We start from the raw sequence: 22,589 nt of genomic DNA on the forward strand, positions 1-22,589 counted from the left end.
GTGCCCCGATTGGATTGCCGGGCCTGCGGCCCGGATCCTCGCGGCGGCCTCGTGCAGGCCCCTGGACGGCGTTTCGTTCGCAAGCGCCATGCCATGGGATCCGTTCGAGACAACGCTGTCATTCTGTCCGAATTCGCGTCGTCTATGGACTAGGGTTAGCCATGCCGGCCCGGCTGCCCGGCGCGTCAGTCCCGCATCACGCTCAAGGGCTTCGCCACGGGGTTGGACAGCACCAGCGCCGTCGTGACGCTGCCGAATTTCGCCAGCGTGTCCGCCACGCGCTCCAGGTCGTGCGGCACCGCGAACGCGCAGTAGACGACGAAGCAGTCCTCGCCAGTGACGCGCAGCACCTGGAGCACCTCCGGCAGGCTCTGGAACAGCTGCACATAGCGGGCGATGTGCTCGTGCGCGGTGCGCACGCGGACCACGGCCTGCAGGTCCACCGCCTGGCCCAGCAGGACTGGGACCGCCCGAACTGCCGGCACTGGGCGGCGCGCCTGGAGCGGGCCGTGGCCGAGGCCGGGGCCGGAATGCATCCTGGTGGCCCACAGCCTGGGCTGCCTGCTGGTCGCGTGCTGGGCCGCGCAGACGCAGCGGCCCGTCCGCGCGGCGCTGCTGGTGGCGGCGCCCGATCCGCAGGGGCCGGCCTTCCCTGCCGCCGCAAAGGGTTTCGGCGCCCTGCCCCGGCAGCGCCTGCCCTTCGAGACGCGCATCATCGCGAGCCGGAACGACCCCTATGCCGGCCCCGCGTTCAGCAGGCAGGTCGCGGCGGCCTGGGGCGCCGAGCTGCAGGCCGCCGGCGAGGCCGGGCATCTGAATGCGCAGAGCGGGCTCGGTAGCTGGCCCGCGGCCTGGCAGCAGGTGCAGGGCTGGCGCCTCTGATACGGGTTTGCAATCAAAGTGATAACAAGGCGCGAAGCCGCGGACAGTGCTTGAGCACGGCAAGGCGAAGCAACGCAGCGCTTTGATTGCGAAGCCGTATGAGAGGCCGCTGGCTCAGCCAGCCGACCAGCTCAGCGTGCCGCCCTCGGCCTGCACGGGGCTGCGCCGGCCGTCGACCTCGATGGCCCAGTCGCGCAGCACGCCTTCGCCGACCTCGGCCGTGTAGTGGCGGTCTTCGCGCCTGATCCTGCCTCGCGCCGCGATGCCGCCGCCGACCGCCGCGACCTCGAAGGCCACGCTCGCGCCGTCGTCCAGCTCGAACACGCGCAGCACGGTGCCGCGGCCGTAGTCGTAGTCCGGCCTCTCGGTCTCGGCGCCCCAGGCGATGACGCTGTTGGGCGCGGCATAGAGCGGCATGGACAGGAAGCCATGCGTCTCGCGATGCCAGCGTCCGCCCTGCTTCTTCTCGCCGCTGAGAAGATGCGTCCAGGTTCCTTGCGGCAGATAGAAGTCCACTTCTCCACTCTCGGTGAAGACGGGTGCGACGAGCAGGCTCTCGCCGAGCTGGTACTGCCGGTCCAGCGTCGCGCAGGCGGGGTCCTGCGGGTATTCCATCAACATGGAGCGCATCAGCGGCACGCCCGTCTGCGTCGCCTCGAAGGCCCTGGCGTAGAGATAGGGCATGAGCCGGTGCTTGAGCCGCGTGAACACGCGCAGCACGTCGCAGCTTTCCTCGTCGATCAGCCATGGCACTCGATAGCTGCTGCTGCCGTGCAGGCGGCTGTGCGAGGACATCAGGCCGAACTGGATCCAGCGCTTGTAGACGGCCGGCGGCGGGTTGCCCTCGAAGCCCCCGATGTCGTGGCTCCAGAACGCGAAGCCGCAGCTCGTCAGCGACAGGCCGCCGCGCAGGCTCTCAGCCATGGACTCGAACGTGCTCCAGCAGTCGCCACCCCAGTGCACCGGGAAACGCTGGCCCGACGCATAGGTGGAGCGCGCAAAGACGATGGCCTCCTGGCCCTGCACCTCCTGCAGCAGCTCGAACACCGCCTGGTTGTATTGCAGCGCGTAGAGGTTGTGCATCTCGACCGGGTCGGAGCCGTCGAAGTAGCTGACGCCTTCGCTCGGGATGCGCTCGCCGAAGTCGGTCTTGAAGCAGTCGGCGCCGGTGGCCAGCAGGCGGCGCAGATGGCCCTGGTACCAGGCCTTGGCGGCGGGGTTCGTGAAGTCCACGATGGCCATGCCGGGCTGCCACTGGTCGGTCTGGAAGGTCAGGCCATCTTGTGGCCCGCCCTTGCGCTTGATGAAGTAGCCCTGCGTTGCGCCTTCAGCGAACAGCGGCGACTGCTGCGCGACATAGGGGTTGATCCACAAGCTGATCTTCAGCCCCTTGGCATGCAGGCGCTTGAGCATGGCCTCGGGCTCGGGGAAGCCGCGGCGGTCCCACTCGAAGTCGCACCACTGGAACTCGCGCATCCAGAAGCAGTCGAAGTGGAAGACCGACAGCGGCAGCTCGCGCCGCGCCATCTCGTCGATGAAGTGGGTGGCCGTGGCCTCGTCGTATTGCGTCGTGAACGAGGTCGTCAGCCACAGGCCGAAGCTCCAGGCCGGCGGCAGCGGGGCGCGGCCGGTCAACGCTGTCAGCCGCTGCACGACGGCCTTGGGATTGGGGCCGGCGATGACGCAGTAGTCCAGGCTCTCGCCCTCGCGGCTGAACTGCACGCGCGCGACCTTCTCCGAGCCGACCTCGAAGGACACCGGGCCGGCCTCGTTGACGAGCACGCCGTAGCCGCGGTTGGTCAGGTAGAAGGGCACGTTCTTGTAGGCCTGCTCGCAGGCCGTGCCGCCGTCCTTGTTGGTGTTCTCGACGACCTGGCCGTTCTTGACCCAGGGCGTGAAGCGCTCGCCCAGGCCGTAGACGTTTTCGCCGACGGCCAGCGTCAGCTGGTCATGCACATGGTTGCGTGTGATGCCGTCCTTGCCGGCCCACTGGATGTAGCCCAGGCCGCGCCAGTCGCTCTTCGTCAGCACGCGCCCGCCTTCGCGGAATATCAGGCTCCAGCCCTCGCCCTTCTTCACGTCGACCGAGATCGCGCCGGAGCTCAGCGTGGCCTGGGTCTCGCCGTCAACGATCTGCACGGCCGGCCGGCCGGCGCCGACCATCGGGATGTGCAGGCGCGGCGGCTGCGAGGCGCTGTAGTGCTCGACGCTGACGCGGATGACGCCCTCGAGCGGCGAGCTCAGCGTCACGGTCAGCGTGGGGCCTTGCAGCGTGTCGCCGCGGTGCTTGATGGGGCGCGTCGTGGCGAGCACGACGAGGCGGTCTGCGTGGGCTTCAACCGCATAGGCCTCGGCCGCGTAGTGTGCGGCGACGCCCGGTTGAAGCAGCCACTGTCCGTCGGTGAACTTCATGGTGATGCTGGGGTCAGGGGTGGGAGGGGGCGCGCGCATGGCGCAGGATGTAGTCGGCGTGGTCGGGCATGCCGGCCGCGGTCTGCGCGATGGCCTGGCGCAGCCGCGTGAAGTGCTGCAGCAGGGCTTTGGCGTCGATGTGGTCGACGAAGGGGTCGTGGCTCTCGGGCCGCAGGCCGAGGCCGAAGAAGAGCGACACCCAGGACGGCTCGGCAAAGCCCTCGGGGTCGAAGATGGCGACACGGGCCGCGCTGCGGAACAGCTCGATCTGGTGGGCCAGCGAGTCGGGGATGGGCATGGCCGCGCAGTAGCGCCACAGCTCGCCGTCGCGCCTGTCGGTCAGCTTGTAGTGCAACGCGATGAAGTCGCGGATGGACTCGTACTGCCGGGCCATGCGGCGGTTGAACTCGGCGGCCAGATGCGGCTTGAACTGCCGGTCCGGGAAGAGCTCGATCAGCCGGCCGACGGCATCCATGATGAGCTGGATGCTGGTGGACTCCAGCGGCTCCAGGAAGCCGCCGGACAGGCCGATGGCGACGACGTTCCTGACCCAGCCGTCCCTGCGCCGGCCGGTCGTGAAGCGCAGCTGGCGCGGCGTGTCCAGCGCCCTGCCGTCCAGGCCGGCGAGCAGCGTGGCGGCGGCCTCGTCGTCGCCGATGAACTGGTTGCAGTAGACGTGGCCGTTGCCGATGCGGTGCTGCAGCGGGATGCGCCACTGCCAGCCGGCCGCCCTGGCGGTGGACGTGGTGTAGGGCGTCAGCGGCTCGACGCGTTCGCTCGGCACGGCCAGAGCGCTGTTGCAGGGCAGCAGCGCGCTCCAGTCCTCAAAGGGCGACTGCATCGCGCCGCCGATCAGCAGCGCCCGGAAGCCCGAGCAGTCGATGAAGAGGTCGCCGTCGACGCGGCGGCCGTCGGCCAGCCTCACGGCGGCGACGAAGCCGTCATCGGGCCGCAGCTCCACATCGACGATGGTGCCCTCCACGCGCCGGGCGCCGCGCTGCAGCGCGTACTCGCGCAGGGTGGCGGCGTAGAGGCCGGCGTCGAAGTGGTAGGCGAAGGAATAGGCATTGGCCGCCGACGGCGCCCCGCCCTCGGGCGGCGCGAAGCGGTTGCGCAAAGCCATGACCGTGGCCATGGACCAGTCCTCGTAGCCCGGCAGCCCGTCCACGATGTGCGACAGCCGCAGCCAGTGCTGCCAGGGCGGGCGGTTGTCGATGGCCGGGCCGAAGTCGCCGAAGCCGTGGAAGAAGCGGTGGCCCACGCGGCCCCAGTCGCGGAACTCGATGCCGAGCTTGAAACTGCCCTGGGTGCGCCTGACGAAGTCCGCGTCGTCCAGGCCCAGCGTGCGGTTGTAGGCGCGGATGGGCGGCAACGTGGCCTCGCCGACGCCGATGCTGCCGATGTCGGGCGACTCGACCAGCACGATCTCGCAGCGCCCCTCGCCGGCCGGCTCGAAGCGCTGGGCCAGCGGCGCGGCGGCCATCCAGCCGGCGGTGCCGCCGCCGACGATGACGATCCTGCGGATGGCGTGCTCGTTCACGGCCGCCTCCTGCAAGGGCGCGGCGAACGGAAGCCGCCCGGCGCGGTCGGGTTCACTGCTTGTCTCCAGAAATCAAAAGGCAACCACAGAGGCACAGAGCCACGGAGAAACACGCACAGAGCGCTTCTCTGTGCCTCTGTGGTTGCATTTCCGTATTCGTTTCGGCAATGCCCGCGGCGCTTGGCGCCTTGGACAAACGGGAAGGCGCTGCGTTGGCGCCGGGCCGCGAGTCTGCGACTTGCCCGGCCGGGGCGGGAGGGTGTTTCCCCTTATTTAGTTAGTTTGACGCACGAACTAATAATGTTTGCACAAGGCGGGGCCGAACTGCGCCCCGCTGACGAGACCCACGGAGACAAACTTGCCCATCGAGGCCGCCGGCAGTCAGCAGCTGCTCAAGGACATCAACCGCATGGCCCTGGTGCGCCATCTGTGCGCCCAGCCGGGCCAGTCGCGCGCCGACCTGGCCACGGCCGTGGGCCTGACCAAGTCCACCGTCAGCGGGCTCGTGCGCGACCTGGTCGCCGAGGGCTGGCTGGAGGAGCGCGAGGTCGTCGCCACCGGCGACCTCGGCCGCCGCCCCACGCCCCTCTTCATCGACCCGGCCCGGCTGCTGCTGCTCGGCGCCGAGGTCGGCATCGACGCCGCCCGCGTCGTCGCCACGTCGCTGACCGGCGAGATCAAGGCCCAGGCCGTCGCCGGCTACGGCTCGGGCAAGAGCGCCAAGGCCTGCATCGCCAGCCTGGCCACCGCGCTGCTGAAGCTGCGCCGCCAGTTCGACGCGGCCCGGCACCGCATCATCGGCATCGGCGTGGGCCTGCCGGGCGGCGTGGACGAGGCCGAGGGCTTCCTGCATTTCGCACCCAACCTGGGCTGGAGCGAAGTGCCCGTCGGCGCGCTGCTGCGCGAGAAGTTCGCCGGCACCGCGCTGGCCGACGTGCCGCTGTTCGTGCAGAACGAGGCCGACGTCGCGGCCCTGGGCGAGCTGGAGTTCCACCCCTCGCCGCTGACCGACCCGCTGCTCTACGTCAGCATCAACCAGGGCGTGGGCGCCGGCGTCATCGTCGGCGGCCGGCTGCTGACCGGCCACCGCGGCTTCGCCGGCGAGGTCGGCCACATCGTGCTGCAACTCAACGGCCCGCCCTGCTCCTGCGGCCGGCGCGGCTGCGCCGAGGCGCTGATCGGCCCGCGCGCGATGCTGCGCAGCGTGCCCGGCAGCGAGACCGACGGGCTGGCCGAGATCCGCGCCCGCCTGGCCGCCGGCCACGCGGCCCAAGCGGCCGCCGTGCGCCAGGCCGGCGAATACCTGGGCGTGCTGCTGAACAACCTCGCCGCCGCCTACGACCCCGCCTGCATCGTCGTCGGCGGCGCCGCAGTCGAGCTGGGCGAGGCCTTCCTGCAGCCGGCGCTGCAGACGCTGGCCGGCTATGCCGCCGCGGCGCGCCTGGAACCCACCACCGTGCGCAGGTCCAGCTTCGGCGCGGATGCCGTGGCCGTCGGCGCCGCCGCGCTGGCCCGCTACCGGCTGACCCGCCCGCTGATCTCGACGGCAGCGATGGACACGGCCGTGAAGGAGGCCGCCTGATGTTCCTCGGCATCGACCTCGGCACATCGGAAGTCAAGCTGCTGCTGCTCGACAAGGGCGGTAGCGTCGTCGGCCAGGCCGGCGCCGCGCTGGACCTGCAGCGCCCGCAGCCGCTGTGGTCCGAGCAGGACCCGGCCGCCTGGTGGCGCGCCACCGGCACGGCCGTCGCCACGCTGCGCGAGCGCCACGCGCAAGCCTGGCCGCTGGTGAGCGCCATCGGCCTGTCGGGCCAGATGCACGGCGCCGTGCTGCTGGGCGGCGGCGACGAAGTGCTGCGCCCCGCCATCCTCTGGAACGACGGCCGCAGCCACGCCGAATGCGCCGAGCTGGAGGCCGCCGCGCCGCGCCTGCACGACATCGCCGGCAATCTCGCGATGCCGGGCTTCACCGCGCCCAAGCTGCTGTGGGTGCGCCGGCACGAGCCCGAGATCTTCGCCCGGGTGAAGACCGTGCTGCTGCCCAAGGACTGGCTGCGCCTGCAGCTCTGTGGCGACAAGGTCTCCGACCCGTCCGACGCGGCCGGCACGCTGTGGCTGGACGTGGCACGCCGCGACTGGTCCGACGAACTGCTGGCGGCCTGCGGCCTGACGCGCGCGCAGATGTCCCGCCTCGTCGAGGCCAGCGAGCCCAGCGGCGTGCTCAAGCCCGAACTCGCGCGCGCCTGGGGCCTGGGGCCCGAGGTCGTCATCGCGGGCGGCGCCGGCGACAACGCGGCCAGCGCCATCGGCATCGGCACGGTGGCACCCGGCGACGGCTTCATCTCGCTGGGCACCTCGGGCGTGCTCTTCGTCGTCAACGACCGCTTTGCGCCCAACCCGGCCTCGGCCGTGCACGCCTTCTGCCACGCACTGCCGCAGCGCTGGCACCAGATGAGCGTGATGCTGTCGGCGGCGAGCTGCCTGCGCTGGTTCTGCACCTTGGTCGGCAGCGACGAAGCCACGCTGCTGGCCGAGCTTTCGCCCGATGACAGCGCAGTCATCGACCTCGCTCCGATCTTCCTGCCCTATCTCGCCGGCGAGCGCACGCCGCACAACGACCCCTTCGCGCCCGGCGTCTTCTTCGGCCTCACGCCCGCGAGCAACCGCGCCGCCTGCACCTACGCCGTGCTGGAGGGCGTGGCCTTCGGCCTGGCCGACGGCCTGGACGCGCTGCGCGCCGCCGGCACCGAGGTGAGCACGCTGTCCCTGGTCGGCGGCGGTGCGCGCAGCGCCTACTGGGCGCAGCTGATCGCCGACGCGCTGGGCGTCGACATCCTCGTGCACGCCGGCAGCGAGGCCGGCGGCGCCCTCGGTGCCGCGCGCCTGGCCTGGCTGGCTGCGGGCGGGCAGGTCGACGCGGTCTGCACCCGCCCCGCCGTCGCGGCCCGCCACCGCCCCAACCCCGAACGCCATGCGCGCCTGACCCCCCGGCTGGCGCGCTTCCGTGACCTCTACCGCCGCCTGCGCGGCGCCTGAACCTTGACCATGACGAGCTATTTCCACCACATCGCACCGATCCGCTACGAAGGCCCCGACAGCCCGAACGAGCTGGCCTTCAAGCACTACGACAAGGACCGCCTGGTGCTGGGCAGGCGCATGGAAGACCATCTGCGCTTTGCCGTCTGCTACTGGCACAACTTCGTCTGGACCGGGCTGGACCCCTTCGGCGGCGCCACCTTCGAGCGCCCCTGGTTCCAGGGCGGCAGCCCGATGGAGCTGGCCCGCGCCAAGGCCGACGCCGCCTTCGAGTTCTTCGCCAGGCTCGGCGCGCCCTACTACTGCTTCCACGACCGCGACGTGGCCCCCGAGGGCGCGACCCCGCGCGAAAGCCAGGACAACTTCAAGCGCATCGTCGACCTGCTGGCCGAGAAGCAGCAGGCCACCGGATGCAAGCTGCTGTGGGGCACGGCCAACCTGTTCAGCCACCGCCGCTTCATGTCGGGCGCGGCCAGCAACCCCGACCCGGCCCTGTTCGCGATGGCCGCGCTGCAGGTGCGCGACGCGATGGACGCCACGCTCAAGCTCGGCGGCGAGAACTACGTGCTGTGGGGCGGCCGCGAGGGCTACGAGACGCTGCTGAACACGCGCCTGGGCCAAGAACTCGACCAGCTCGGCCGCTTCCTGAATATGGTGGTCGAGCACAAGCACAAGATCGGCTTCAAGGGCGCCATCCTCATCGAGCCCAAGCCGCGCGAGCCGTCCAAGCACCAGTACGACTTCGATGTCGCCACCGTCTACGGCCTGCTCGTGCGCTACGGCCTCGAGAAGGAGGTCAAGGTCAACATCGAGGCCAACCACGCGACGCTGTCGGGCCACAGCTTCGAGCACGAGATCGCCACCGCCGGCGCTTTAGGCATCCTCGGCAGCCTGGATATGAACCGCGGCGACCCGCAGCTCGGCTGGGACACCGACCAGTTCCCCAACAACGTGCCCGAGACGGCGCTGGCGCTCTACCACGTCATCCAGGCGGGCGGCCTGGGCTCGGGCGGCCTGAACTTCGACGCCAAGGTGCGCCGCCAGTCGCTGGACGCCGAGGACCTCTTCCACGGCCACATCGGCGGCATGGACGTCTGCGCCCAGGGCCTGCTCGCCGCCGAAAAGATGGTCGAGGACGGCCGCCTCAAGGCCGCCGTGGACAAGCGCTACGCCGGCTGGGACAGCGCGGCCGGCCAGGACATCCTGCAAGGCCGCCGCACGCTGGCCCAGCTGGCCGACGAAGTGCTCGAACGCAACACCGACGTGGCCCCCGTGTCCGCGCGCCAGGAGGCGCTGGAGAACCTCGTCAACCGCTTCTGTGGCTGATTCCCCATAACTCAAGGACTCACCGCCACGCAACCCGCCCGGAACGACAACGCTGCCATGACGGTCAATCAGCCATCCAGCCCCTGTCGCGCCGGGCAATGTTGATCTCCCTTTCCTTCACTGCCGAACCAGCAGTCCAGCACAGCAAGGCCTAGAGCCCAGACCACAACGACAGGAGACACTGTGAAACAGCACCGCCGCACCGCCATTTCCATCGCCGCCGCCCAGGCCGCCCTGCTCTGCAGCGGCCTGGCCCTGGCCCAGACCACGCCCGCCCCGGCGGCCTCCGCGGCCGGCGCCAAGCCGCAGAACCTCGAGACCGTCGTCGTCAGCGGCCGCCGCGCGGCCCTGCAGTCGGCCCAGAAGATCAAGCAGGACGCCGACGAGATCGTCGACTCCGTCAATGCCGACGACATCGGCAAGCTGCCGGACAAGTCCGTCACCGAGGTGCTGCAACGCATCGTCGGCGTGACCATCGACCGCACCATGGCCAAGGGCGACCCCGAGCACTACTCGGTCGAAGGCTCGGGCGTGAACATCCGCGGCCTGTCCTGGGTGCGCTCCGAAATGAACGGCCGCGACACCTTCTCGGCCAACGGCGGCCGTGCGCTGAACTTCGAGGACGTGCCGCCCGAGCTGATGGCCGGCGTGGACGTCTACAAGAACCCGTCGGCGGCCCAGGTCGAAGGCGCCATCGGCGGCCTCGTGAACCTGCGCACCGCCCTGCCCTTCGACTACAACGGCCTCAAGGGCGCCGTCTCGGTCAGCGGCAACTACAACGGCTTGCAGCGCAAGTGGAGCCCCGCGGCCTCGGGTCTGCTGTCCAACCGCTGGAAGACCGACCTCGGCGAATTCGGCGCGCTCTTGAGCCTGGCGCGCAGCAAGAGCACGACGCGCACCGACCTCTGGCAGGCCGAGCCCTACTACAACATCGACGGCACGCACTGGGTGCCCAAGGGCGCGCAGTGGCGCGACTCCAACTTCGACCGCACCCGCGAGGGCACCTACGGCGCGCTGCAGTGGAAGAAGAACGACGTCAGCAGCTCGCTGACCTACTTCGAGTCCAAGTACCGCATGCACTGGGACGAGAACGCGCTGTTCGCCCAGTCCACACCCTACAACCTGCAGATCGGCAGCGGCGCGACCTACGGCGCCAACAACCAGCTGCTGACCGGCACGCTGACCGACCCGACCGACGGCGGCATCAACTTCGGTGCCGACACGCGCTACATGACGCGCGACTCCAGGACCCGCGACCTGGGCTGGAACCTGAAGTGGAAGGTCAACGACCGCTGGAGCTTCAGCACCGACCTGCAGCTCGTGAAGTCCAGCACCAATGCCTTCGACTCCACCGTCGCCACCGGCCTGCAGATGCCCAAGGAGACGCTGGACCTGTCCGGCTCGACGCCGCGCGTCGTCTTCGACGCCTCCGACCTGGCCGCGCTGCAGGACAAGGGCAACTACTACTGGGCGTTCACGATGGAACACCTGGACAAGAGCAAGGCCGACTCCAAGGTCTGGCGCGCGGACGCCAAGTTCAACTTCGACCACCCCGTGCTGCAGGACCTGCAGTTCGGCATCCGCCTGACCGATCGCAACGCGACGACGATCAACTCCTCGCCGAGCTACAACTGGGCCGCCATCACGCAGGTCTGGCAGCAGGGCTGGGACATCACCGGCCTGGCGCGCCTGAACGACCCGCGCTTCAACGCGCCGGTGTCGCTGCACCAGTTCACGAACTTCTTCGGCGGCCAAAGCGTGCCGGCCATCTACGTGCCCGACGTGTCGCTGGCTCAGGGCTACCCCGACAGCTACGCGATGCTGCACCAATACCACGACCAGGTCCTGTGCAAGCCGCAGCCCTGGCGCTCGGGTTGCAGCCCCTGGACGCCCGCCACCTTCGGCACCGACCCCGAGGGCACCAACCAGCAGCATGAGAAAACGCAGGCCGTCTACGGCCAGCTGCGCTTCGGCTGGGAAGACCAGCCCATGCCGGTGGACGGCAACCTCGGCCTGCGCGTCGTGCGCACCGACATGAAGGCCAACGGCTACATGGTCTTCAAGAACAACGCGCCGACCCTGAAGGACGGCGAGTCCTTTGGCGGCGTGGTCCTCCCGAACGTGGCCTCCTTCCCGCCCAAGGCGCTGGACGCAAGCCAGAGCTACACCAATGTGCTGCCCAGCCTGAACCTGCGCTTGAAGGCCAGCGACCAGCTGCAGTTCCGCGCCGCGCTGGCCCAGGCCATCTCGCGCCCGGACTTCTCCGACATGCAGGCCTACACCTCGCTGTCGCTGGACACCCAGAAGCACTCGAACGGCAACACCGTCGTCATCGACAGCGTCTCGCTGACCGGCAAGGCTGACGGCAACCCGCTGCTCAAGCCCATCAGGTCCAACCAGCTCGACCTGACCGGCGAGTGGTACTTCTCCAAGACCGGCTCGCTGACCGTGGCCCTGTTCGACAAGGAACTCAAGGACGTCATCGTGAAGCAGTCCGCCACGACGCAGCTGCTCGACGGTGCCGGCAACCCGATCAACTTCACGGTCACCTCGCCGGTCAACGGCGCCAAGGGCCATGCCCGCGGCATCGAGATCGCCTTCCAGCGCTACCTCGACATGCTGCCGGGCTGGCTGTCGGGCTTCGGCGTGCAGGCCAACTACACCTACGTCGACAGCAAGACGACGCCCTACAACCCGGTCCTGACCGCCTACTGCGCCGGCACCAGCACCAGCGCATCCAACCTGAACCTCAACATCAACGGCTGCGACACCGATGGCCACACCTTCGGCAACCTGCCGCTGATCAACCTGTCCAAGAACGCCTACAACCTGGCGCTGCTCTACGACTACGGCCCGATCTCGGCCCGCCTGGCCTACAGCTGGCGTTCCAGGTACCTGCAGGGCGTCAACGTCAACGGCACCAACGGCGGCGACGGCCGCCTGGCCAACGGCACCGGCGTGGCCTGGGCGCTGCCGACCTGGAGCGACGCCTACGGCCAGGTCGACGCCGGCATCACCTACCGCCTCAACGACCACTTCAGCGTCAGCCTGGAAGGGCAGAACCTGAACAACGCGCTGGCCCGGCAGCTGATGCAGCAGCAGATCGGCTTCATGACCCGCGGCGTCAACTACACCGGGCGCCGCTACTCGGTGCAAGCCAGCTACTCGTTCTGAGCGCTGGCCAGGGCCCGGAGTCACGATGAAGAAGAAGCACCTCCTCATTGCCGCGGCACTGGCCGGCCTGCTGGCGGCCCGAGCCGCCGACGCGGCCGAAGTCCCCCGCCTGGTCTCGCGCGACGGCCGCCATGCGCTGCTCGTCGACGGCAAGCCCTTCCTGATCCTCGGCGCGCAGGCGCACAACGCCAGCAACTACCCCGACGCGCTGAAGGACGTCTGGCCGGCCGCGGCCGACGCGCAGGCCAACACCGTGCTGATGCCGGTGGCCTGGGAGCAGGTCGAGCCCGAGGAGGGGCGCTTCGACTTCGGCTTCGTCGACACGCTGGTCAAGCAGGCCCGCCAGCAGAAGAAGCACCTCGTGCTGCTGTGGTTCGCGACCTGGAAGAACACCAGCGCCCAATACACGCCGGCCTGGGTCAAGCTCGACACCAGGCGCTTCCCCGCGATGCGCGACCGCGACGGCAAGCCCAGCTACTGCCTCAGCCCCTTCGGCAGCGAGACGCTGAAGGCCGACCGGCGCGCTTTCGTCGCGCTGATGGGCCACCTGAAGCAGATCGACTCGGCCGAGCGCACCGTGCTGATGGTGCAGGTCGAGAACGAGGTCGGCACCTACGGCCTCGTGCGCGACTTCGGCCCGGCCGCGCAGGCCGCCTTCGAGCAGCCGGTGCCGGCCGCCGTGCTGGCGCGCAAGAAACCCGTCGCCGCGGCGTCCGGCAACTGGCGCGAGGTCTACGGCGACTACGCCGACGAATATTTCCACGCCTGGGCCATCGCCCGCTACATCGGCGACATCGCCCAGGCCGGCCGCGTCGCCTACGACCTGCCGGTGTACGTCAACAACGCGCTGCGCAACCCGCTGGAGCAGCCGCCCAAGCCCTGGAACAAGGACTTCGCCAGCGGCGGCCCGACCTGGGACGTCATCGACATCTACAAGGCCGCGGCGCCGGCCGTCGACATCGTTGCGCCCGACATCTACAACCCCGACGCCGCCCAGATCGAGGCCAATCTGCGGCTCTTCCAGCGCGCCGACAACGCGCTGTGGATTCCCGAGATCGGCAATGCGCCGGGCTATGCGCGCTGGCTCTATGCCGCCTTCGGCCAGGGCGCCATCGGCGTCGCGCCCTTTGGCATCGACTACGCGGACTACAGCAACTACCCGCTCGGCTCGCCGCTGAAGGACCGCCAGATGGTCGAGCCCTTCGGCCGCGTCTTCGCGGCCTTCGCGCCCATGCAGCGCCAGTGGGCGCAATGGGCCTTCGAGGGCCGCACGCGCGGCGCCGCCGAGGGCGACGACCGCAGGCCGCAGGCGCTGGCCTTCCCCGGCTGGACCGTCAGGCTGTCCTTCGGCGAATGGCAGTTCGGCGAGCGCAGCTGGCCTCAGCTCAAGGACAAGCAGCCGCCCGGCACCGAGCAGCCCGCCGGCGGCGTGGCCGTCGCGCAGATCGGCGACGACGAGTTCCTCATCGTCGGCGAGCGCAGCCGCGTGCGCATCGAGCCCGCCGGGCACGAAGGCTTCATGCTGCGCGCCGAGGAGGGCCGCTTCGACGCCGCGGGCCGCTGGCAGATGACGCGCGTCTGGAACGGCGACCTGGTGGACTGGGGCCTGAACCTGCCGGCCAAGCCCGTCGTGCTGAAGGTCCGCATGGCGAGGCCCGCGCCATGATGCGCCGCCGTCATCTTCTTCAAGCCGCCGGCCTGTTCGCCGCCCTACCTGCCGGGTCCGCGGACAACGCCACGCCCGCCTACGACTGGCGCAGCCTCACATTCGGCGCCGGCGGCTTCATCGACGGCTTCGTCTTCCACCCGCGCGAGCCGGGCCTGCTCTACTGCCGCACCGACATCGGCGGCGCCTATCGCTTCGACCCGGCGGCCAGGCGCTGGCTGCCGCTGCTGGACCAGCTCTCCAAGGCCGACGCCGACCTGATGGGCGTGCTCAGCCTCGCGGTCGACCCGAGCGACGCCAACCGCGTCTATGCCGCCTGCGGCCTCTACACCAGCCAATGGGCACGCGGCGCGGCCCTGCTCGCGTCGACCGACCGCGGCGCGACCTGGACCGTGCACGAACTCGGCCTCAAGCTGATGGGCAACGGCCCCGGCCGCGGCTCTGGCGAGCGCCTGCAGGTGGACCCGAACCGGCCCGAGCGCCTGCTGCTCGGCAGCTCGCAGGACGGGCTGCTGCAGAGCACGGACAGCGGCCAGCACTTCAGCGCCGTCGGCGGCTTCCCGGCCAGGCATGTCTCCCTCGTGCTCTTCGACGCCAAGAGCGGACAGGGCGGCCAGCCCGGCCAGGGCACGCCCACCGTCTACGTGGGCAGCCACGACCAGCCCGGCCTCTTCGTCTCGCACGACGCGGGCCAGAGCTTCACGCGCATCGCCGAGCTGCCGGCCCAGGCGCCGCAGCGCGCGGCCTTCGGCCTGGATGGCTCGCTCTATGTGACGCTGGCCGCCGGCCCGGGCAGCGAAGTCGTCAACCCCAGTTATGCGAAGACCGGCTGCGTCTGGCGCCGCGCGCCCGACGGCCGCTGGCAGGACATCACACCCGTCAGGCCCACGGCCGCCCAGCCCTTTGCCTACTCCGGCCTGGACGTCGACCCCAAGCGCCCCGGCCGCCTCGTCGTGTCCACCATCGAGCGCTGGAGCGGCGGCGACGAGATCTTCGTCTCCGACGACTTCGGCGCCAGTTGGGCACCGCTCAGCCCGCGCTCCGTCTTCGACGACAGCCGCCACCCCTGGCTGCAGGCCTACCAGAAGAAGAACCACCACCCGCTCGGCCACTGGCTGGCCGACCTCAAGATCGACCCGCACGACGGCGACCATGCCGTCTACGGCACGGGCTACGGCCTGTGGATGACGCACAAGCTCGGCGCGCCCCAAGTGCGCTGGGACTTCACCGTCGAGAACATCGAGGAGACGGCCACCCTCGGCCTGGAAAGCCCCTCGGGCGGCGCCTCGCTGTTCGCGGCCATGGGCGACGTGTCGGGCGCGGCCTGGGACGACCTCGGCCAGGGCCCCAAGGCCGGCCTCTTCCTGCCCGCCGGCGAGACCTGCCGCTCGGTCGCCTTCGCCGAACTCGACCCCGGCATCGTCGCGCGCACGTCGGACATGGCGGCCAACGGCGGCTACTGGTCGAGCGACGGCGGCGCGAGCTGGCGGCCCTGGGGCCCGTCTCCGCGCGCCGCCAGGACGCCCGAGGGCTGGACCGCGCCGACCGGCCAGGTCGCCGTGTCGGCCAAGGGCGGCTTCTTTCTTTGGGTGCCCGAGAAGCAGGCCGCGATGTTCTCGCGCGACCGCGGCAAGACCTGGACCGTGAGCCAGGGCTGGCCGGCGGAGCGCGACATCGTGCTGAGCCCGGTGGCCGACCGCGCCGTCGAAGGCGTGTTCTATGTGCACGACCGCGCCAACGGCCGCATCCTCGTCAGCGTGGACGGCGGCGCGAGCTTCCAGCCCGCCGTCACCGGCCTGCCCAAGCTCGAGACCTGGCAGAGCGCCCAGCTCATCTGCGCGCCCGGCAAGCCGCGGGACCTGTGGCTGGCCGCGCCCGACGGCCTGGTACACCTCCCCGGCATCGACGCGCGAGCGCAGACCGCTCGCAACGTCGTCGAGCCCTGGCGCGTGGCCGTTGGCAAGGCGGCTGCGGGCGCGAGCTATCACGCGGTCTACGTGTGGGGCAAGGTGCTCGTCGACGGCGAGGCGGTCGAAGGCCTGTTCCGTTCCGTCGACGCCGGCGCCAACTGGCAGCGCATCAACGACGACCGCCACCGCTACGGTCGCCTCAACGCGATGGCGGCCGACCCGCTGGAGTTCGGCGTCGTCTACCTCGCGCCCGAGGGCCGCGGCGTCATCGTCGGAAAGCCGCGCGCGTCATGATGATGAAGCGACTGCTGCTCGCGCTGAGCCTGGCCTTCGCGCTGCCCTTGCAGGCCGCCGAGCTGTCGCTGCGCTATGCCGCACCGGCGCCCGACACACCCCAAGGCTGGGAGCAGCAGGCCTTGCCCATCGGCAACGGGCGCCTCGGTGCGATGCTGTTCGGCCAGGTCGCGCGCGACCGGCTGCAGTTCAACGACATCACGCTGTGGACCGGCGACGCCCGGGCCATGGGCGCCTACCAGCCCTTCGGCGATGTCGTGCTCGAACTCGACGACGCCACCGCGCCGGTCGGCGCCTACCGCCGCGAGCTCGACATCGCCCATGCGCGCCACCGGCTCAGCTACACGCAGGACGGCGTTCGCTTCGAGCGCGTGGCCATCGCCAGCCACCCGGCCCAGCTCATCGCCTGGCGACTCAGCGCGGACCGGCCCGGCCGCTACGGCGGCCGCATCGCGCTGACCGACCGGCATGGCGCGGCCCTGTCCGCGACAGGCGCCACGCTGACGGCAGTGGGCGCCTTGCCCAACGGCCTCGCCTACGCCAGCCAGCTGCGCGTGCTGCACGAGGGCGGCAGCGTCGCCGTCGACGGCAATACGCTGGTCTTCAAGGGCTGCAGCACGCTGACGCTGCTGCTCGGCGCCGGCACGAGCTTCTTCTCTGATGGCCGGCCGCCGCTGCCGCGCGTGCAGGCGCAGCTCGCCGCCGCCGGACCCTGGCCCCAGCTGCTTGCCGAACACGAGCGCGACATCGGCGCCCTGCTCGGCCGCGTGCAGCTCGACCTCGGCACCAGCCCCGCCGCGCGCCGCGCGCTGACCACCGACGCGCGCCTGGCCGCCTACACCCAGAACGGCGGCGACCCCGAGCTGGAGGCGCTCTACTTCCAGTTCGGCCGCTACCTGCTCGTCAGCAGCTCGCGCGACGCCCTGCCCGCCAACCTGCAGGGCCTGTGGAACGACAGCCTCACGCCGCCGTGGAATGCCGACTACCACAGCAACATCAACCTGCAGATGAACTACTGGCCGGCCGAGCCGACCAATCTCGCCGAGGCTGCGCGGCCCTTCCACCGCTTCGTACAGCGGCTGATTCCCGCGTGGCGCCGCGCGGTCGGCGAGCGCGCCGCGCTTGCGCTGAAGGATCCCAAGGCCCTGCCCGCCGAGACGCCGCCCTGGGACAACTCGGTGCAGCCGCCGCAGGAAACCTTGCTGACCCCGCAGGGCCGCCCCGTGCGCGGCTGGACGCTGCGCACCGAGACCAACCCCTTCGGCGCGATGGGCTACCTCTGGAACATGACGGGCAATGCCTGGGTTGCCCGCCACTTCTGGGAGCACTACGCCTTCACTCAGGATCGCGCCTTCCTGCGCCACGAGGCCTGGCCGGTGCTGAAGGAAGTCGGCGAGTTCTGGGAAGACCGGCTCAAGGCATTGCCCGACGGCCGGCTCGTCGCCCCGAACGGCTGGTCGCCCGAGCACGGCCCCATCGAGGATGGCGTGGCCTACGACCAGCAGATCCTTTGGGATCTGTTCGACAACATCGCGCAGGCGGCCGACGTGCTGGGCGACCATGCCGCGCACGACCATGCCGCGTCGCTGCGCGACCGCCTCGCCGCGCCGCGCGTCGGCAGCTGGGGCCAGCTGCTGGAATGGCTGGACGAGAAGCAGGACGCCGTGCTGGACACGCCGCGCGACACCCACCGCCACGTCTCCCACCTGTTCGCCCTCTTCCCCGGCCGCCAGATCGCGCCCGCCCGCACGCCCGAGCTGGCCGCCGCTGCACGCACGACGCTGGCCGCACGCGGCGACGTGAGCACCGGCTGGTCCATGGCCTGGAAGATGGCGTATTGGGCGCGGCTGCGCGACGGCGACCATGCCCACGAGCTGCTGCGCGGCCTGCTGGCCACGCCGGGCGCCCGCGCCGCGCGAAGCGGCGGCGAGGTGAACCAGGGCGGCACCTACCCCAACCTCTTCGACACCCACCCGCCCTTCCAGATCGACGGCAACCTCGGCGCGACGGCCGCCATCGCCGAGATGCTGCTGCAGTCGCAGGACGGCATCATCGACCTGCTGCCCGCCCTGCCCGCGAGCTGGCCCGACGGCTCGGTCCAGGGCCTGCGCGCCCGCGGCGGCTTCGAAGTGGACATGGCCTGGGCCGGCGGCCGGCTCAAGCGCGCCACCGTGCGCGCCGCGGCCGGCGCGGGCGGCGGCCGTGTCCGCGTGGGCGAGCGCATCGTCGACCTTCAACTCCAACCCGGCCAGTCCCGCAGGCTGAACTTCCCATGACCCGCTTCGCACTCGCTTTTTTTGCCGCGCTGCTGCCGCTGGCCGCGCAGGCCCTGGACCTCGACAAGGGCTGGCAGATCGTCGTCACCGACTTCGAGGGCGAGGCCCCGCTCAAGGCCGGCCGCGTCACCGTGCCCAAGCCCGCCAACCCGCGCGTGCCCGACAGCCACGTCGCCGCCAGCCGCGGCGACGACGGCACGCTGACGCTGCAGTTCAGCAACTCCTGGATCGCCCAGTTGCGATGGCAGGGCGGCAGGCCTCTGGACCTGCGGCCCTATCTGGCCGACGGCACCGTCGAGTTCGACTTGCGCGTCATCGACCTCGCCCACGGCGGCATGAAGTTCAAGCTCGGCTGCGGCAAGGACTGCGAGCGCAAAGTGCCCTTCCTGTTCGCCGGCCGCGAGCTGATCGGCAAGGGTCCGCAGCACATGGCCCTGGCGCTGAAGTGCTTCTGGCGCGAGGGCGACGACTTCTCCGCCGTGCCCCAGCCCTTCGTGCTCGAAGGCACCGGCAGCGGCGAACTGCAGGTCAGTCGTCTGCGCCTGAACCAGCACGGCAAGGCCACGACGGCCTGCCCCGACTACCGCAAGCAGTCCGTCACGCCCGAGCGCCTGCAGGAGTCCTGGGCCATGGACTGGTGGCTGCCGCGGCACGAGGCCAAGCTGGCCGAGGTCAAGGCCCACCGCGACGCCGGCCGGCGCGTGGACCTCGTCTTCCTCGGCGACTCCATCACGCAGGGCTGGGAGAACGAGGGCAAGGCCGTCTGGGCCGAGCACTTCGCGAAGTACAACGCCATGGCCCTGGGCTTCGGCGGCGACCGCACCGAGAACCTGCTGTGGCGGCTGCAGCATGGCGAGCTGGACGGCATGGCACCCAAGGTGGTGGTCATGATGATCGGCACCAACAACACCGGCGACCGGCTGGAAGACCCGGCGCTGACGATCGCCGGCATCCGCAAGAACCTCGACGAGATCCGCCAGCACCAGCCGCAGGCCAGGGTGCTGCTGCTGGCCCTGTTCCCGCGCGGCGAGAAGCCCGACGACCTGACGCGCCGGCATAACGCCCAGGTCAATGCGCTGCTGCCGGCGCTGGCCGACGGCCGCCAGGTGTTCTTCCTGGACATCGGCCAGGCGCTCATGAACCCGTGCGGCACGCTGTCCAGGGACATCCTGCCCGACTGGCTGCACCTCAGCCCGCAGGGCTACGACATCTGGGCCCGCAGCCTGGAGCCCACCTTGACCCCCTGGCTGGCGCAGTGAACCCGGCCGCAGCAACTTCATGACCTCCCTGACCTACTCCAGCCCCTTCCCCGCCGACTTCGTCTTCGGCGTCGCCGCCGCCGCGCCGCAGATCGAGGGCGCCGCCTTCGCCGACGGCAAGGGCGAATCCATCTGGGACCGCTTCTCGCGCCAACCCGGCAAGGTGCACGACGGCGACACGCTGGACGTCGCCTGCGACCACTACCACCGCTTCGACGAGGACTTCGCGCTGATGGCCTCGTTGGGCGTCAAGCACTACCGCCTGTCCCTGGCCTGGCCGCGCATCTACCCGAACGGTGACGGCGAGCTCAACCCCGCCGGCATCGCCTTCTACCGCCGCCTGTTCGCCAGCATGAAGACCCATGGCATCACGCCCTGGGTCACCCTCTTCCACTGGGACCTGCCGCAGGCGCTGGAAGACCGCGGCGGCTGGACCTCGCGCGTGACGGTGGACGCCTTCGCCCGCTATGCCGACACCGTCGTCCAGGCCTTCGCCGGCGAGGTGAAGCACTGGATCACGATGAACGAGATCCGCTGCTTCACGCGGCTGGCCTATGGCTCGGGCACCAAGGCGCCGGGCCGCAAGGAGAGCGCGGCCGTCGTCAACCAGACCTTCCACCACGCGCTGCTCTGCCACGGCCATGGCGTGCGCGCGGTGCGCGAGTTCGGCGGTGCGGGGGCGGTCGTCGGCCTGACGGACAACTGCGACGTCTGCATCCCCGTCACCGAGACGCCCGCGGACATCGCCGCCGCCCAAGCCTGGTTCCTGGAGAAGAACGCCCATGTGCTGGGCGCCATGCACGCCGGCCACTACCCCGCCGACTACCTCGCCCGCGCCGGTGCCGACGCACCCCGGGTCGAGCCCGGCGACTTCGACCTCATCGGCCTGCCCACCGACCACCTCGGCCTGAACATCTACACCGGCACCTATGTGCGCGCCGGCAGGAACGGCGCGGCCTGGGAGGCCGTGCCGCTGCCCATCAACTACCCACGCGCCGACAGCCCCTGGCTGCACATCGCGCCCCAGTCCATCTACTGGGCCACGCGTTTTTGCGCCGAGCTCTACGGGCACCGCTCGCTCTACATCACCGAGAACGGCTGCGGCTACAACGACGAGCCGGTCGTGGGCGGCGAGGTGCTGGACCTGCACCGCCGCGACTTCCTGCGCAACCACCTGCGCGAAGCCCATCGTGCGATCGGCGACGGCGTGCCGCTGCACGGCTACTTCCTGTGGAGCTTCATCGACAACTACGAGTGGGAGGACGGCTACCAGCGTCGTTTCGGCATCGTGCACTGCGACTACGCGACGCAGGTGCGCACGCCCAAGCTGTCGGCCCGCTACTACGCCGAAGTCATCCGCAGCCACCGCATCGTATGAACGCCGCCAACCTGCCGCTGACCCACGTCCTGCCGCCCGTGGCCGACCGCCTGCCGCTGAAGCAGAAGATCGGCTTCGGCCTGGGCTCCATCCTCGACATGTGGGGCCACTGGCTCTACCCGTCGCTGGCCTACCAGGTCTTCAACATCTTCCTCGGCGTCGCCCCCGGCCTGATCTCGACGGTGCAGATGATCAAGATCTTCATCGATGCCGGCTCGGACGCGGTGTTCGGCTGGCTCTCCGACAACACCCGCACGCGCTACGGGCGGCGGCGCCCCTTCATCCTCGTGGGCGGCGTGCTCGCCGGCATCGGCCTGCCGCTGATGTTCGCCGTGGGACGCGGCTGGACCGACACGCAGTACTTCATCTTCATGTTGGTCAGCACGGCGATCTACGTGCCCATCATGAGCTGCTTCAACATGCCCTGGAGCAGCCTGGGTGCGGAGATGACGCCGGACTATCACGAGCGCACTTCGGTGATGGCCGTGCGCGCCATCATCCAGAAGGGCCCCGAACTGGCGATGTTCTACGCCGCGCAGTTCACGACGCTGGCCGCCTTCAACCAGGCCAGCGGCAAGCCCGACATCCTGCTCGGCGCCCAGACCTACTGCGCCATCCTCGGCGCCATCATGGTGGCGGTGTCCATCGCCATCTTCCTGCTGGTGCGCGAGCGCTACTACGAGAAGCTGGTGGCCCGCACGCAGACCCACATCCCCTTTGCCGACACGCTGTGGCGCACGCTGCGCTGCCGGCCCTTCCGCCACATCCTGGGCATGATGCTGGCCTACGGCACCGGCACGGCCATGGTCAGCACGCTGGGCTACTACGCCACCGTCTATTACGTCTGCGGGGGCGACGTCGTGCAGGGCGCGAAGTGGAACACGGCCATGGGCATGTCGGGCATGGCCTTCGGCTTTGCAGGCATCGCGTTCTTCGCCCAGATTGCACGCCGGCATGGCAAGCGCGCCGGCATGGCCTGCGCGCTGTTGCTGGCCATCTGCGCCTTCATCGGGGACTGGTGGCTCTACGACCCGGCACTGCCGTACCTGCAGCTCTTCGCCTGCGGCTTCGTCGCCTTCACCGGCGCGGGCTTCTGGACCTTGTACGGGTCCACGATGGGCGATGTCGTCGACTACGACGAACTGCAGACCGGACAGCGCCGCGAGGGCTCGTTCGCGGCCTGCCAGTCCTGGATCTCCAAGGTCGGCATCGCGCTGGGCACGGGCGCCTCGGGCTGGATCCTGCAGTTCACCGGCTTCGACGCCAAGCTGGACGTCCAGGATCCGCATGCCATCTTCATGATCCGCATCCTGCTGTCCAGCATTCCCGTCATCGGCCTGGTGCTGGCGCTGGTGTCCCTGCTGCGCTTCGAACTGACCGAGGCCCGCATGCTGGAGATCCGCGTCCGGCTGGAAGCGCAACGGGGCAAGGTATGA

Annotated in this window: 14 protein-coding genes; 11 read left to right on the forward strand and 3 right to left on the reverse strand. The window is 70.2% G+C overall.

Translation table 11 applies throughout. The features are described from left to right. Positions 1 to 185: 185 nt before the first annotated feature. On the reverse strand, positions 186 to 485 hold the full coding sequence (locus tag NYP07_RS04845) for an Lrp/AsnC ligand binding domain-containing protein (RefSeq protein ID WP_268148001.1): 300 nt from the start codon (positions 483 to 485) through the stop codon (positions 186 to 188). Here NYP07_RS04845 and NYP07_RS04850 point away from each other — a divergent pair. Continuing rightward, positions 397 to 882, forward strand: coding sequence for an RBBP9/YdeN family alpha/beta hydrolase (locus tag NYP07_RS04850; RefSeq protein ID WP_276596885.1), 486 nt, complete (start codon positions 397 to 399; stop codon positions 880 to 882). The genes NYP07_RS04845 and NYP07_RS04850 overlap by 89 nt on opposite strands. 114 nt (positions 883 to 996) lie before the next feature. Here the strand turns inward: NYP07_RS04850 and yicI are convergent, their stop codons facing one another. Further along, positions 997 to 3,294, reverse strand: a complete 2,298-nt coding sequence (yicI, locus tag NYP07_RS04855) for an alpha-xylosidase (protein WP_268148005.1) — start codon at positions 3,292 to 3,294, stop codon at positions 997 to 999. Between the two features lie 13 nt (positions 3,295 to 3,307). Further along, entirely contained in the window at positions 3,308 to 4,834 is a 1,527-nt protein-coding gene (locus tag NYP07_RS04860; protein ID WP_268148008.1) for a tryptophan halogenase family protein, read from the reverse strand. Positions 4,835 to 5,192: 358 nt separating this feature from the next. On the opposite strand from NYP07_RS04860, the gene NYP07_RS04865 reads away from it, so the two are divergent. The 10 genes from NYP07_RS04865 to NYP07_RS04910 all read left to right on the forward strand — a co-directional run bounded on the left by NYP07_RS04865 (position 5,193) and on the right by NYP07_RS04910 (position 22,589). Beyond that, positions 5,193 to 6,416, forward strand: a complete 1,224-nt coding sequence (locus tag NYP07_RS04865) for an ROK family transcriptional regulator (RefSeq protein WP_268148010.1) — start codon at positions 5,193 to 5,195, stop codon at positions 6,414 to 6,416. Further along, complete coding sequence (gene xylB, locus NYP07_RS04870) at positions 6,416 to 7,870, forward strand: xylulokinase (RefSeq protein ID WP_268148012.1); 1,455 nt, start codon at positions 6,416 to 6,418, stop codon at positions 7,868 to 7,870. The genes NYP07_RS04865 and xylB overlap by 1 nt, the downstream gene beginning before the upstream one ends. Positions 7,871 to 7,879: 9 nt before the next feature. Next, entirely contained in the window at positions 7,880 to 9,196 is a 1,317-nt protein-coding gene (xylA, locus tag NYP07_RS04875; protein WP_268148074.1) for a xylose isomerase, read from the forward strand. Between the two features lie 183 nt (positions 9,197 to 9,379). Continuing rightward, positions 9,380 to 12,370 (forward strand): TonB-dependent receptor, encoded by a 2,991-nt coding sequence (locus NYP07_RS04880; RefSeq protein WP_268148014.1) that lies wholly within the window; start codon positions 9,380 to 9,382, stop codon positions 12,368 to 12,370. Between the two features lie 25 nt (positions 12,371 to 12,395). Next, the gene (locus tag NYP07_RS04885; protein WP_268148016.1) at positions 12,396 to 14,036 is read left to right on the forward strand and encodes a DUF5597 domain-containing protein; all 1,641 of its coding nucleotides are present in this window, start codon (positions 12,396 to 12,398) and stop codon (positions 14,034 to 14,036) included. After that, on the forward strand, positions 14,033 to 16,240 hold the full coding sequence (locus NYP07_RS04890; RefSeq protein ID WP_268148018.1) for a WD40/YVTN/BNR-like repeat-containing protein: 2,208 nt from the start codon (positions 14,033 to 14,035) through the stop codon (positions 16,238 to 16,240). The genes NYP07_RS04885 and NYP07_RS04890 overlap by 4 nt, the downstream gene beginning before the upstream one ends. Continuing rightward, positions 16,237 to 18,516 carry a glycoside hydrolase family 95 protein gene (locus NYP07_RS04895; protein WP_268148019.1) on the forward strand — a complete coding sequence of 760 codons (2,280 nt, stop codon included), beginning with the start codon at positions 16,237 to 16,239 and terminating at the stop codon, positions 18,514 to 18,516. The genes NYP07_RS04890 and NYP07_RS04895 overlap by 4 nt, the downstream gene beginning before the upstream one ends. Then, the gene (locus NYP07_RS04900; protein WP_268148021.1) at positions 18,513 to 19,775 is read left to right on the forward strand and encodes a GDSL-type esterase/lipase family protein; all 1,263 of its coding nucleotides are present in this window, start codon (positions 18,513 to 18,515) and stop codon (positions 19,773 to 19,775) included. The genes NYP07_RS04895 and NYP07_RS04900 overlap by 4 nt, the downstream gene beginning before the upstream one ends. A 19-nt stretch (positions 19,776 to 19,794) precedes the next feature. Next, positions 19,795 to 21,153 (forward strand): GH1 family beta-glucosidase, encoded by a 1,359-nt coding sequence (locus NYP07_RS04905; protein ID WP_268148023.1) that lies wholly within the window; start codon positions 19,795 to 19,797, stop codon positions 21,151 to 21,153. Continuing rightward, positions 21,150 to 22,589, forward strand: coding sequence for an MFS transporter (locus NYP07_RS04910; protein ID WP_268148025.1), 1,440 nt, complete (start codon positions 21,150 to 21,152; stop codon positions 22,587 to 22,589). The genes NYP07_RS04905 and NYP07_RS04910 overlap by 4 nt, the downstream gene beginning before the upstream one ends.

Source organism: Pelomonas aquatica, assembly GCF_026712205.1.
GTDB classification, from domain to species: domain Bacteria; phylum Pseudomonadota; class Gammaproteobacteria; order Burkholderiales; family Burkholderiaceae_C; genus Pelomonas; species Pelomonas aquatica.